Below are 13,556 nucleotides of genomic sequence, written 5' to 3' on the forward strand. Positions count from 1 at the left end.
TTCTGGTTCAGCCGGTGTGCGGCGCGTGCCCCCGCGTCTTCCACAGGCTCCAGACGACGCCGGCGGCGAGGATCGCGAAGGTCGCGCCGAGCGAGATTGCCGGCGGGATCTTGTCGAGACCGAGGAGGTCGGCGGCGAAGACCTTGGCGCCGATGAAGATCAAGACGAAGGACAGCGCGACCTTGAGATACTGGAAGCGATGGATCATTGCCGCCAGCGCGAAATAGAGCGCGCGCAGGCCGAGGATGGCGAAGATGTTGGAGGTGTAGACGATGAAGGGGTCGGTGGTGATGGCGAAGATCGCCGGCACCGAATCCACCGCGAAGATCACGTCGGCGATCTCGATCATGATCAGCGCCATGAACAGCGGCGTGACATAGCGCGTCAGCTTGCCGGTCTTCGGGTCCGGCTTGGTCACGAAGAAGCGCTCGCCATGGTGCTCGTCGGTGACGTTCAGGTGCCGGCGCAGGAACTTGACGAGCGGATTGTCGCCGAGCGGCTTCTCCTTGCCATCGGTCAGCAGCATCTTGATGCCGGTCGCGATCAGGAAGGCGGCGAAGACGTAGAGCACCCAGGAGAAGTTGTTCACCAGCGCCGCGCCGAAGCCGATCATGATGGCGCGCAGCACGATGACGCCGAGAATGCCCCAGAACAGCACTCGGTGCTGGTAGATCCGCGGCACGGCGAAGAACGAGAAGATCATCGCGATGACGAAGACGTTGTCCATCGCCAGCGCCTTCTCGACGACGAAGCCGGTGAAGTAGTCGATGGCCGGATCGACGCCCTTCAGCCACCAGACGGCGCCGCCGAAGAGAAGGCCGAGGGTGATGTAGAAGGCGGAGAGCTTCAGGCTCTCGCTGACTTCGATCTCGTGGTCCTCCTTGTTGAGGATACCGAGGTCGAAGGCGAGGACGAGCAGCACGAGGGCGAAGAATCCGCCCCACATCCAGAGCGGCGTGCCGAGCCATGGCGTCACGAGAAACGCAAGATCCACGGGTGTAACTCCTGCCGGCCGCGATGCCGAAAGAAGATCCGACATCGCGAGAGAGCCGGCAGCTCTCGCCAGAGGGGCCCGGATCAGGACGTTCCGGTCAGATGGGCGGGCCAGGCGACGCGATCAATCCCTCCCGTTGCGGGCACGACAGCGTTGGCGAAGACGTGATCTGCGCGTTATCGGACGTGTCATCAGCTTGGCTTGTCCGTCCTGTCCGGAAACGATCCGCGCCCGTCCTTGAGTCCGATGTCCCGCAGGAGGCTGTCCGGCGCCGTGTCGATCCCCAGCGGATGCCCGCGACTGCCGGTCCGCCGGAAACCTTCGAGCACTCGGATCAGGGCGCGCACAGGGGCGCTCCCGGTTCGTTGGAACCTGGTCATTGGGCACCTCGCCGGCAGCGCCGTCGGCGCCGCCATTCGTTGGATTCGATGGCCCAACGTGGCGCAATTGGCGATTGCCGACCAACGCGAACTGCCGCATCATACATAAGGAGGATTTATGCATGAGCCGCCGTGACCTGCCGCCGCTCCCCGCGTTGCGCGCCTTCGAAGCGGCGGCGCGACATCTGAGCTTCACCCGAGCGGCGCAAGAGCTGGGCATGACCCAGGCCGCCATCAGCTATCAGATCAGGCTGCTGGAGGAGCGGCTGGGCGCGCCCGTCTTCCTGCGCCGCCCACGCGCCGTCGAGCTGACGCCGGCCGGCCGCCTGCTCGGCGCGGCTGCCAGCGACGCGCTGGACCGTCTGGCGGCGGCCTATGCGGCCGCGGGGAGCACTGCCGGCGGCGTCCTGTCGATCAGCGTCCTGCCCACCTTCGCCGCCCACTGGCTGGCGCCACGCATCGGGCGCTTCCAGATGAAGCATCCCGACATCGCCGTTCGCACCACTGCCACGCGCGAGGTCGCGGATTTCAGCCGCGACGACGTCGACGTCGCGATCCGCAGCGGCAGGGGCGACTGGCCGGGACTGGCGGTCCAACCGCTCTTCCCGGTGGCATTCACGCCGATGCTGAGCCCGAAGGTCGTCGCGAGATGCGGCCCCGTCGAGACGCCGGCCGACATCTTGCGGCTGCTGCTGATCGATCCGGGCGACCGCTGGTGGCCCTTGTGGTTCGACGCCATGGGCGTTGCGGGCTACGATCCCGGCGCCCATCCCGACTCGCGCATGGGCGACCAGCATCTGGAGGCGCGGGCGGCGATGGGCGGACATGGCGTCGCCATCCTCACCCCGGCCTTCTACCGCGAGGAGATCGAGGCCGGCCTCCTCCTGCAGCCCTTTCCCGCCGTGTCCGAGGCGGGCCAGTACTACTTCCTCGTCTATCCCGAAGCACGCCGCAACGTGGCGAAGATCAGGGCATTCCGGGAGTGGTTCGACGAAGAGCTGCGGGGCGACGAGCTGCGGCGGGACGAGGCATCGGAGACGTTCGGCTGAGGCCGGTCGGGCTTCGGGGTCGCTCGTTTCAGAGCGACGCCGTCACGCAGATCCGGGCGCCGGGTCCGCCGCCATAGTCGACCTCCGCGCCGAGGCTCTGGGCCATCGCCTTGATCAGCCGCGTGCCGATGCCGGTGCCCTTCGGCTTGGCCGTCGGATCGTAGCCGGGCCCGTCGTCCTCGACGCTGAGCCGGAACATGGGGGTCTCCTGGACGAGACGGATGCGCACCTCGCCGGGCTCGGCGTTGCGATAGGCGTATTTGCAGGCATTGCCGACGAGTTCGGTGACGATGATGCCGACGGAGACCGCCTTGTCCGTCTTCAGGCGGATGGGATCGGACTGCAGGCTCACCGTGCGGGGAGAGGTCGGCGTCGACCAGGTGGCGGCAAGTTCCTCGGCCAGCGGAAGCAGATATTCCGCCATGTCGATGGTGGCGATGTCGTCGGAATTGTAGAGTCGGCGATGCACCTGGGCGATCGCGGCGATCCGCTGCTGGGTGTCCTTCAGGGCGCCTTTCGCATCCTCGCTGGTGGCGGCCGATGCCTGGAGGTTCACGAAAGCGGACAGGATCTGCAGGCTGTTGGCGACACGGTGGTTCGCCTCCTTCACCATCGCCGCCAGCCGCTCGTTCGAGGCGATCAGCGCCTGTTCGGCCTGTTCCTTGGCCGCCAGCAGCGCGCGACGCTCCAGCGACTGCCGGAAGCTCGACGCGAGAAGATCGAAGAACTCCTCGCCGATGGTCTTGACGACATAATCCGACGCGCCGGCCTTCAGGGCAGCGACGGCGACGGAGGTCTCGTCGGAACCGGTGACGAAGACGACGGGCGGCGGCGCCGCGAGCGCCGCAATGGCCTCGAGCGCCTCGAGCCCCGTCTTGCCGGGCATGTAGTGGTCGATGGCGACGAGATCGAAGCCGCCTTCGGCCAGTCGCCCGACACCGCTGTCGGCGTCGGCGGCCGTTTCCACCTCGAAGCCACGCCGACGCAAGGCCCGGCTGGTGAGAACCCTCAGCCCCTCGTCGTCATCGATGTAGAGAACTCGTGGCATCGGCCTCGACTTTGAGTATGCGGCAGGAACCGGTCGCAGCGATGACCATCCGCAGGCATGACGGACCTAACCTGAAAGCTATGAAAAAACCAGTAGAACAAGAACTTGGACGCGCAGGGCGCCGAAAGACTCAGTCCATCTCCGGATCCGGCACCTGAATGACCGACAGGAACAACCCCAGCTGGCGGATCGCCTGAGCGAACGTCTCGTAGTTGACCGGCTTGGTTATGTAGACATTGGCGCCGAGATCGTAGCAACGCTCGATCTCGACCTTGTCGTCGGTCGTCGTCAGAACGACCACCGGGGTCCGCTTCAACGGGCTGTCGGGGGCCTTCATCTTCTGGAGGATGTCGATGCCGCTCATGTCCGGCAGGTTAAGGTCGAGGAGCACCAGCGCCGGTCCGTTGCGGGCCGGGCCTTCCGGCGCGTCGAAGAGATACTGGAGCGCCGCCGTCCCCTCGAGGAAGTGGCGGATGGGGTTGTTGACGCCGGCGCGCCGGATGTTCTTCTCGATCAGCCGCGCATGTCCCTCGTCATCTTCGATCATGACGATGTTGACGGTCTGGTGTTTGCTCACGTCTGAGATCCCTGTTGCGGTGCGAGTGCCATCGGAAGCGAGAGGCGGAACGTCGCGCCCTCGCCGAGTGCGGACTCGCAGCTTATGGTGCCGCCCAATCGGTATGCCAGAGCCCGCACATGGGCAAGCCCGATCCCCTCGCCCGGCTGATCCTGGGTTCCGGAGCGCCGGAACAGGTCGAAGATGCGCTCGTGATCCCTCGGATCGATGCCGCGGCCATTGTCCTCGACCTCGTAGAGCACGCGGCCGGCATGCTTGCGACCCCGAATAGTGACGCGCCCCGGGCGATCCGACTTGAGATATTTGAGGGCGTTTTCGACAAGGTTCGAAAGGATCTGCTCGACCGCCAGCCGGTCGGTCACCACCGTCGGCAACGGCTCCGCATCGACGGTCACGCCGAGGTCGTCGATGCGGTGCTGGAGGCTGTCGACGATGCCTTCGGCCAGTGCATTCATGTCGACGGCTTCCGGCGTCAGCACCCGGCGACCTTCCCGCGACAGTCTGAGGATCGCGTTGATCAGCCGGTCCATCTTCTCGGTCGAGGTGCGAATGAAGCCGATCGCCTCCGGCAGATCCTCGCGCACCGCATATTTCATCTCGTCGGTGACGAGATCGGCCTGCCGCTCCTCGACACTGTCGACGAGTTCGGACAGCGGCTTGATCGCGGCGTCGAGCTCGGCGGTGAAGCCCATGACGTTGACCAGCGGCGATCTCAGATCATGGGAGACGATGTAGGCGAAGCGCTGGATCTCGGCATTGGCGCGCTGCAGCTCGGCGGTCCGTTCCTGCACCGCCGATTCCAGATCTTCGTTGAGAACCTGCAGCTGCGTTCCCGTCTCGGCAAGGGCTCGCAGCGTCCGCCGTGTCGCCCAGATCGTCCCGGCGGCGACGAGCAGGAAGAGAAGCGCCGCGACCGATGCGACGATCGTCGACAGCTGGACACTGCCGCGGCGCTCGGCCTCTCGCGAGATCAGCAGTCGCCGCTCCGCGACGCTCATCTCTTCCGAGAGGGCGCGCAACTGTTCCACGACCGCGATGTTCTCCTCGTCAAGGAGGCTGGCGCCCCGGATGCCGCGGCCCCCGGCCTGCTTGTCGGCGATCGACTCGCGAAGGAGTGCCAGATACCGGTCCGTCAGTTCGCGGAACCTCGCGACTCGTGCAACCTGATCGGGATTGTCGATGGTCAGATCGGTGATTCGCTGCATCTGAACCGGGATCGCGGCGGCGGTCTTCTCGAAGGTTTCAATGAATCGCGGATTGCCTTCCAGAAGATACCCCCGGCGCGCCGCTTCGATGCGCTCGTCGAGCCGATTGAGATCGGCGACTGCGGCTTCGACCTCGATCGTGTGAGAGACGAGCTGGCTGAAGTCCTGGCTGCGTTCGAACGCCCAGACGACGGCCCAGGCGGCGATGGCCAGCGTGGCGAAGCCGGCGGCGATGGCGAAGAAGATCGCGCGGTTGGCCCGGCGTTGGGATCTCTGCATCGGGTCGTTCGGGACCGTTCTTGAAGCGGCGTTCCACAGGGCCGCTTGGGGGCCGGGAACGCTCGCCATGATCGCTCGACCGCTGGGAAGAACGATGAGTTGCGTTGCAATGCTCTGTAGCCCGGCCTCCGATGCCGCTCAAGAGCCGGCAGGGGGAAGGTTGCGAAAAGCGGTGGAGCCTGGGCCGCTCGCTACTTCACCAGGACCTGCGAGCTCGCGGCGGCCCCGGTCGCATCGACGACGGAGATGGCCAGAAAACCCGGCTCCTTCGGCTGGAAGGCCGACTGGCGCAGGAGCTGGTCCTGTTCGACGGGCAGTCCGTCGACATACCATGTGAAGGGGGGCCGGCCATTGCGCACCTTCAGATAGAGCGGGGCCGTCGCACCGTCGCGCCCGCCGGGTCCGAAGAGCTCGATGCGGCTGCGGTCCGGCGGATAGACGATCTCAGGCTTCAGGCCCGCCTGGCGGCGCTCGGCCGCTCGCCCCACCCGCTGCAGCGGCGGCGGCAGGCCGGCGCCGGCCGAGGCGAGGATGCCGGGCGGCGGGCCGACGAGGCGCGTCGCAGGTCCGATCCGCGAGAACACGTCATGCATCACCGGCACGGCGGCATCCTGGCCTATAAGGCCGGGCACCGGTGCGCCGTCCGGCCGCCCGAGCCAGACTCCGACCACGTGGCGGCCGTCATAGCCGACGGTCCAGGCGTCGCGGTAGCCGTAGGAGGTGCCGGTCTTGTGGGCGATCTCGCCGGGCGAGCCCTTGGTGGTCGAGGTCGCGCCGGCCAGGATCGAGGTGACGTACCATGCCGCCTGCTCGGACAGGATGCGCCGGTGCACCTGCGGCTCGCCGCCGGCCTCGATGTGGAGGGGCACCGAGACCCCGCCATTGGCGACACCCGCATAGAGCCGCACGAGATCCTCGAGCGTCAGGCCGAGACCGCCGAGGCCGATGGCGAGGCCCGGCAGCGACCGGTCGCCGAGCTCCGGCCGCGCGCCGGCGCGGCGGATGCGATGGACGAGCCGGCTCGGGCCGACGGCGGCCAGAAGCTCGACCGCCGGCAGGTTGCGCGACAGCTGCAGGGCCCGGCGGGCGGTGATCACGCCCTCGAAATGATGGTCGAAATTCTGCGGTGTGTAGCCGGAGAACCCGCCCGGCGAATCGTCGACGAGGCTTTCCGGATGGGCGACGCCGCGCTCGAAGGCGAGGCCGTAGATCAGCGGCTTGAGGGTCGAGCCCGGCGAGCGCAGCGCCTGGGTCAGGTCGACGAAGCCCTGCCGGGAACGGTCGAAGACATCGGGCGAGCCGACCTCGGCGAGGATTTCCCCCGTCGCGTGATCGGCGACGACGAGAGCGAGGGAGACAGGGCTCTTCAGGCTCTTCGCCTTCTGCCGCGCATAGGTCTCGAGCGCCTCCTGCAGCCGGCCGTCGATCGTCAGGTTGATCGGGCTGCGCTGCGGGCTCGCCGCGTGCAGCCGGTCCGACACATGCGCCGCCATCATCGGCATCTGCCGCCGCACCGCCGGCATCGGCTCGCGCTCCGCCCGGCCGGCCTCCCGCCCGTCGATGACGGAGAGTTCGGCCATGCGGGCGAGCACCCGGTCGCGGGCGGCCCTGGCGCGGTCGGGGAAGCGGTCCGGCCGGTAGCGCTCGGGCGATTGCGGGAGCGCGACGAGGAGCGCGGCCTCCGCCGCCGTCAGCCGCCGCGGCTCCTTGCCGAAGAGCTGCAGCGAGGCGGCCCTGATCCCCTCGACATTGCCGCCATAGGGCGCCAGCCGGAAATACAGCGACAGGATCTCAGCCTTGTCGTAGCGCCGCTCCAGGGCGATCGCCGTCAGCATCTGCTCGATCTTCGCCGGGACGCTCCCCGTCGGCAGATTGCCCAGCATGCGGGCGACCTGCATGGTCAGGGTCGACCCGCCGGAGACGATGCGGCGGTGGCGCAGCGACTGCCAGGCGGCCCGGATGAGCGCCCGCCCGTCGATGCCTCCGTGGTCGAGGAAGCGCTTGTCCTCCCAGGCGAGCAGCATCTTCAGGAAGCGCGGGTCGACGTCGCCGCCGGTCGCGGCCAGCCGCCAGCGGCCGTCGCTGACCGGAAAGGCCCGCAGCAGCCGCCCCTCCCGGTCGACCACCTCGACCCCGACCTCGGGCTGCGACAGCGCGGCGACGCGCTGTCCAACGGCCGCCTCGAAGGCGGACCAGGACCAGAGGCCGGCGATGAGGAACAGGAGGAGGCCGAGGAGCCCGGCCTGTGCCGCGCGGCGCAGCGACGACATGTCAGCCAAGCCCCGAACGGGCGACCGGCACGGGCTGCCAAATGCCCGCGCCTTTCGCGTCGAGGACAAGCCGGGCGGGCGCCCCCGTCGCGATACGGATGCCTCGCATCGGTGTGCCCGTCACTGCAGCGGCCCGATCACCGTCACCCGGCCAGCGCCCGTTCGCCCACGCCGGCTGGGATCGTACATGTTCTCGATCACCGCCGCCGGATGCTCGAACTCGCCCGGCGCGACCGCCCGCACGATATAGGCGAAGCGACGCGTCGCCGTGTCGTCGGCGCCCTGGTCGATCGCGGCGAGGAACCGGTCGGTGCGGAACTCGGTATGCGCCGCATCGCCGCTGAGCTGCAGCCACTCGAGGGACGCCACGTCGCCGGCGCGCAGGATCGCCGGATTGTCGATGGCAAAGCCGGCCGGCAGCGGATCATCCAGCATCAGCCGTGCGGGGCCGCGATCGACGAGGGTGACCTCGTCGACGACCACCAGCCTGTCACCCTGGCCGATCCTCGCGGGATCGGCGGGTTGTCCCTCGAGGGTGTAGTAGCTGCGGGCAACGGCATAACCCTCGGCCGACGCGGGCGGCGCGACTTGCGGCACGCCGCGGATCGTCACGGAGGCCGCCACCGGCTGGGCGGCACGGTTGGCGATGTCGAGACCGCCGGCGAGCCCCGCCTCGTCGATCGAGGCCGAATAGGGTCCGCTGACGTCCTTGCCGTCCACCGTCAGCATCGGCGGGTTGCGGTCCAGGAGGGCGTGGGCGGCGAGCAGCGACCAGGTGTCCTCCTGGGTCGAGGTGTGGCGCTGGCTGCGGCGCTGGGTGTTCACCTTGGTGATCAGATCCTCGAAGGACAGCCCGTCGACGGCGGTCTCGAGGCCGAGCGTCAGCACCGCGGCATCGTCGCGAAGCGCCGTGCCGTAGTCGGAGCGCGCGACGTTGGACCGCGGTTCCAGCGTGTCGGCGATGGAGGTGCGGAACACCTGTTCGGCCCGGGTCCGGTCGCCGTAGAGCGCCAGGGCCGCCGCCATCTGCGCCTTGGACAGGGGGGTCGGGAAGTTCGCCAGCTCGTTGTCGGCATAATAGCGCAGGTCGCCGATCGAGGCCCGGCCGTTGCGGGCGAGGACGTAGTAGGCGTAAGCGACCGGCCCCCAGTCCGGCTTCTCCGGCAGATAGGCGAGGCTGTTGCGCAAATTGTCGACGGCGAGCGTAAAGCCCTGCTCGGGCACGTCGTAACCGGCCTCCCGGGCCCGGGTCAGGAAATCGGTGACGAAGGAGTCCAGCCAGAGGTCGCCATAGCCGGGTCCCCACAGGCCGAAGGAGCCGTTCGAGGCCTGGTTGGCGAGGACGCTGGCAATCGCGTCGCTCACCCGCTTCCTGACGTCCTCGCCGCGCCCGAGGCCGGCCGAGAGAACGGTCTGGTCGAGATAGACCAGCGGCATCGCCCGGCTCGTCAGCTGCTCGGTGCAGCCATAGGGATAGCGGTCGAGGGAGCGGACGACGCCCGCGACGTCGAACTCGGCCGCACCGTTGATCGAGACCGTCGCCGAGGCCGTTCCCGGAACGTAGCCGGCAAAAAGCTGCGGATCGAGGCCGAGTGTGCCGCCATTCGCGGCGATCGTGATCTGCGTCTTGTCGACCTCCTTCGGCGCGTTGGAACGCACCGGCAGGACGATCGTCTTGCGCAGCGTCTCTCCCGACGGCGTCACGAGTGCAACTTCGATGCTGGCGTCGCCGACACCCTCTCCGGTGACAGGCACGAGCACCCGCTCGCGGCCCTGCTCGGCGAGCGTCAGCGTCGTCTCCGCGTTGGCGCCGAGCGAGACGATGCCGCCGCCGCCGCGCAGCGACAGCCTCGCCTGACCGGCCGGGCCTTCGACATGGGTGACGTCGATGGCGAGGCGCGACTTGTCGCCAGGCGCGAGGAAGGCCGGGCGCGAGACGGCGATGACGATCGGATCGCGGACGATCATGTCCCGGCTGCCCTCGCCGACGGCCGACTTCGACCAGGCGATAGCCATCAGCTTGAGCGTGCCGTTGAAGTCCGGAATGTCGAGGGCGATGGTGGCGCGGCCATTTCCGTCCACCGCGACGGGGCCGGAATAGAGCGACACCAGCTCGTCCATCGGCGGCGGACTGTCGTAGCTCGCCCCGGCGTCGCCGCCAGAGCGCACGGTACCCGGCGCGCCGGCCATGCGGTCGATGAGTTTGGAATAGAGATCGCGGATCTCGACGCCGAGCCGCCGCTGGCCGAAATAGTGGCCCTTCGGCGAGGGCGGCTGGAACGACGTGACGTTGAGGATGCCGACATCGACGGCCGCCAGCGTCACATAGGCCGTCTCGCCGGCGGCGATCCCGCCGATCTCGATGCCGATCTCCTGCGTCTGGCGCGGCTCGATCGTCTCCGGCGCGTCGAGCGCGACGGCGAGCGCCCGGTCGCCGGGCTCCACCGTCACATGGGCGATGCCGATCGCCCGGCCGGGCATGCGCTTTTCATCGAGATTCATCGGCCGGTAGACGACCGCCGCGACATAGGCACCCGCTCCCCAGTCCCGGGTGACGGGCAGGCTGACCTCGCCCCCCTCAGCCGGGATCTCGGCGGTCGTCCGGGCGATGATCCGCTCGTCCATGACGAAGACCTCGGCCTTGCCGGCAAAGCGCGGCTCGATCCGCACCTTCGCGGTTTCGCCGGCCCGGTAGGACGGCTTGTCGAGGGAGACGCTCGCGACGTCCGGCGTGTCGAGGGAGGTCGCCGACACGTACCAGCCGGCCTCGAAGGAGAGGCTGGCCGGGATCGCCCCGCCGGCGGGATCGACCACCGCCAGCTCGTATTCCCCCCATTCCACCGGCATCTCGAAGGAAGCCGGCGTGTCGGCGGCAACGGCAAGCGTTCCGCTGGCGACGCGGGTGGAGGTCTTCACCGGCTCGTAATTCCACGAGCCGGAAGTCGAATACCACTGGAAATCGACGCTGACCTTCTTCAGCTCCCACTGCAGCCCCTCGGCCGCCATGCGATCGCCGGACGCATCAAGGGCGATGACGTCGAATGCCGCCTGCGAGCCTTCCGGGACCGCTCCGTCGAAGCGCGGCTTGAGGCCGATCCGCGGGTCGGACGCCGCCACCGGCAGCGCCCTCACCCGCTCCACCGGCTTGCCGCTGGCGTCGATGACGCGCAGCTGCAGCGCGGCGGACAGCGGCCGGGTGGTGGCGGGCGGCTCGAAGGCCGCCATGGTGAGTTCGGCCTTGCCGCCCGCGTCGGTGCGCCCGGCGTCGAAGGACTGGCGCGTCGCCGTCACCTCGTCGCTGGCAAGACCAAACGTGTAGCCGGGATAGGCGGCGATCGCGGCGGACGCCGTCAGCACCGCCTCGCCATTGACCTCCAGATCGCCGGCCGGCGCACCGAAGAGGTAGCGGGCATCGACGGTCACGGTCGGCGGCGACGCCGGATCGAGGCTCGCGGCGTCGGTGGCGATCGCAAAATCGATCTTCTCGGGCTCGAAATCCTCGACGAGGAAGCTCGTCTCGCCGAGCGCCGGCTGCTCGGGGTCGGTGTGGAGCGCGACCTTCCAGAGGCCGCGCATCGCGCCGTCAGGCAGCGCGAGAGGAAAGGCGTAGCCGCCCTCGGCAAAGTCCGACACGCTCTGGCGGGAGAATTCCACCCCGTCGGGCCGCCTGACGATCTCGGTCAGCGACAGGCCGGGCATGGCGCTGCCCGTCGCATCGCGGGCGAGCGCATTGAGGCGGACCGTGTCGCCGGCCCGGTAGATGCCCCGGTCGGCCGTGAGGAAGACGTCGATCGGCCCGGCAGGCGCGCGGCCGCTGACGCCGCGATCGGTCAGGTCGAAGGGCGAATCCCCGACGTTCAGGAAGACGAAGTCGCCGTCCTTCTTCGCCATCAGCAGCGACGGCCGGTCGCCGCCGGTGCCGCGCATCAGGCCGGCGGGAAGTCGCAGGTGGCCGGCCTCGTCGCTGGTCGCGGTGGCGAGGACCTGGTTGTTGGCGGCGACGAGTTCGACGGCGACGCCGGCCAGCGGCGCGGCGCTGCCGAGCGAGCGGGTGACGACGTGGAAGCCGTCGGAGGCCGAGAAGGTCGACAGCCCGATGTCGGAGACGACGAACCACTGGGTCGCCAGCTGGTCCTGATATTGCGGGCCGTTCTTCGCCTTGGCGGAGAGAGCGTAGACGCCGGGCTTCAGCTCCGGCACCATCTCCGCGACCGGGATCGCGGTGGTGACCTCGGCATTCGTCTCGCGCTGCACCGACACCGTCCCGGTCCACACGTCGGCGCCGCTCTGTCCGGAAATGTCGTCGATCTGATAGCGGGACAGCGATTTCAGGAACTGGTCGCCGGCCAGCATGCCGGCCAGGCCGCGCTCACCGATCCGCTGCACCTTCGCCTCGATGGTGTCGGCGTTGATCGTCACCACCGGGATCGTCGCGTCGCCGCCCGACGGCAGCACATAGGCGTTGACGGCGAAACGGACCGCAGGATCGCGGTCTCGGACATAGATCGACAGCTCGGCCTGCTTCGCCAGCTTCTCGCCGTCGATGGCGGTGATGCCCGGACGCGCGACGATGCGGTAGCGCTCGCCATGCTTCACGCCGTCGATGCAGATCTGCGATCCCTCCGCCGTCACCGGCAAGGTATCGCCGCCCTCGATGCTGACGTAGTCGCCGGGGTTTTCGGAGGTGGTGAGGGCCCGTGACAGCCGGTCGGAGAAGGTCAGACAGATGCGCGGGTTGGCGGCGTTGTTGTCGACGGTGTGCTCGGTGATGCGGAAGCCATGGGCGGCCACCACCGTGTCGAGCCTTGCGGCGACCTGCGGCTCGTTCGCGGCGGCGAGGCTGCTGCGAAGGGCCCGGATCGCGAGCTTCCAGTTCTCGTCGGCCTCGAAGATCGCGCCGATCGTGGCCAGTGCCTGCGCCTTCTCCGCGTCGTCGGCAGCGGTGAGATAGGCGTTGACGGCGGCGTTCGTGCGCAGCTGGAGATTGGCCCGCTGCTCGTCGTATTCGACCGGCTGGAAGGCGAGCGCGGCATCGGCCAGCGCCTGCCACGCCGCGTGATCGAGCGGCTCGCGCTTCAGGACCTCCTGCCAAAGGCGGATCGCCTCCGGAAAGGTCAGGGCAGCCGCCGCCTGGCGAGCCAGCCCGCCGGCCGGAATCGCCGCGAATTCCGGGTCACGGGCAGTATCGGCAAGCGCCAGGCGCAGGCCGTTGGCCGCATCGAGGCTGGAGGACGGGATGAAGTCGAGCTCCCTGGCGCGCGTCGCGAGGCCGGCCTCGTCGACCCGGGGCGCGGCGACGATCTCGCCGGAGACGGCGCCCGCGACGCGGCGCAACTCGCCGACGCCGTCCTTCAGGAAGCACCAGCGGGTGCGCTCGTTGAGCGTGAAGGCCCGGCAGCGGTCGTCGGCCTTGCAGGCGGCGGTGCAAGCGTCGAGGTCGACGTTCTTCAGAATATCGTAGTCGCGGCCGAAATAGTCGGCGTCCCGGGTGACGACGACGCTACGTTCGCCGCCCGCCTGGGCGAAGGCCGCCGATGGCATCGCCACCAGTGTAACGACGACGGCCAGAGCCCTCAGAACAAACCTGTCGAACCTCATGTCGGATCGACTCCCGTACCAGCCTTGCCCCGCCGCATCCTTACGACGAAGTCCTGTGGCCGGCTAGCCAGCGCGATCAAAAACATTCGGTGATCGCCCATCGCGACGCACGGGCCGAGCCCCGCGCAAAAATCTCCGCCGAACGATCCCGCAAAA

The 13,556-nt window shown here is 68.6% G+C and carries 7 protein-coding genes; 1 reads left to right on the forward strand and 6 read right to left on the reverse strand.

The genetic code is table 11. The annotated features are described in order from the left end of the window. Positions 1 to 7: 7 nt before the first annotated feature. A complete protein-coding gene (locus ATO4_RS09970) occupies positions 8 to 994 on the reverse strand; it encodes a TerC family protein (RefSeq protein ID WP_083591383.1) in 987 nt (328 codons plus the stop codon). A 502-nt stretch (positions 995 to 1,496) separates the two neighbouring features. Here ATO4_RS09970 and gcvA point away from each other — a divergent pair. Next, complete coding sequence (gcvA, locus tag ATO4_RS09975) at positions 1,497 to 2,423, forward strand: transcriptional regulator GcvA (protein WP_083591384.1); 927 nt, start codon at positions 1,497 to 1,499, stop codon at positions 2,421 to 2,423. A 28-nt stretch (positions 2,424 to 2,451) separates the two neighbouring features. Here the strand turns inward: gcvA and ATO4_RS09980 are convergent, their stop codons facing one another. The 5 genes from ATO4_RS09980 to ATO4_RS10000 all read right to left on the reverse strand — a co-directional run bounded on the left by ATO4_RS09980 (position 2,452) and on the right by ATO4_RS10000 (position 13,400). After that, positions 2,452 to 3,471, reverse strand: a complete 1,020-nt coding sequence (locus ATO4_RS09980; RefSeq protein ID WP_083591385.1) for a histidine kinase dimerization/phosphoacceptor domain -containing protein — start codon at positions 3,469 to 3,471, stop codon at positions 2,452 to 2,454. Positions 3,472 to 3,601: 130 nt separating this feature from the next. Beyond that, positions 3,602 to 4,018 (reverse strand): response regulator, encoded by a 417-nt coding sequence (locus tag ATO4_RS09985; RefSeq protein ID WP_210191053.1) that lies wholly within the window; start codon positions 4,016 to 4,018, stop codon positions 3,602 to 3,604. A gap of 26 nt (positions 4,019 to 4,044) precedes the next feature. After that, complete coding sequence (locus tag ATO4_RS09990) at positions 4,045 to 5,532, reverse strand: sensor histidine kinase (protein ID WP_139802366.1); 1,488 nt, start codon at positions 5,530 to 5,532, stop codon at positions 4,045 to 4,047. Between the two features lie 191 nt (positions 5,533 to 5,723). Next, complete coding sequence (pbpC, locus tag ATO4_RS09995; protein ID WP_083591388.1) at positions 5,724 to 7,802, reverse strand: penicillin-binding protein 1C; 2,079 nt, start codon at positions 7,800 to 7,802, stop codon at positions 5,724 to 5,726. Between the two features lie 120 nt (positions 7,803 to 7,922). Next, a complete protein-coding gene (locus tag ATO4_RS10000) occupies positions 7,923 to 13,400 on the reverse strand; it encodes an alpha-2-macroglobulin family protein (protein ID WP_083591389.1) in 5,478 nt (1,825 codons plus the stop codon). Positions 13,401 to 13,556 lie beyond the last annotated feature (156 nt).

Source organism: Aurantimonas sp. 22II-16-19i (assembly GCF_002088275.1).
In the GTDB taxonomy this organism is placed as follows: domain Bacteria; phylum Pseudomonadota; class Alphaproteobacteria; order Rhizobiales; family Rhizobiaceae; genus Jiella.

What these genes read in the sequence shown, in the direction of transcription:
- gcvA (WP_083591384.1), top strand. Translation starts at nt 1,497, where the DNA reads ATGAGCCGCCGTGACCTGCCGCCGCTCCCCGCGTTGCGCGCCTTCGAA.
- ATO4_RS09980 (WP_083591385.1), bottom strand. Translation starts at nt 3,471, where the DNA reads ATGCCACGAGTTCTCTACATCGATGACGACGAGGGGCTGAGGGTTCTC.
- ATO4_RS09985 (WP_210191053.1), bottom strand. Translation starts at nt 4,018, where the DNA reads ATGATCGAAGATGACGAGGGACATGCGCGGCTGATCGAGAAGAACATC.
- ATO4_RS09990 (WP_139802366.1), bottom strand. Translation starts at nt 5,532, where the DNA reads ATGCAGAGATCCCAACGCCGGGCCAACCGCGCGATCTTCTTCGCCATC.
- pbpC (WP_083591388.1), bottom strand. Translation starts at nt 7,802, where the DNA reads ATGTCGTCGCTGCGCCGCGCGGCACAGGCCGGGCTCCTCGGCCTCCTC.
- ATO4_RS10000 (WP_083591389.1), bottom strand. Translation starts at nt 13,400, where the DNA reads ATGAGGTTCGACAGGTTTGTTCTGAGGGCTCTGGCCGTCGTCGTTACA.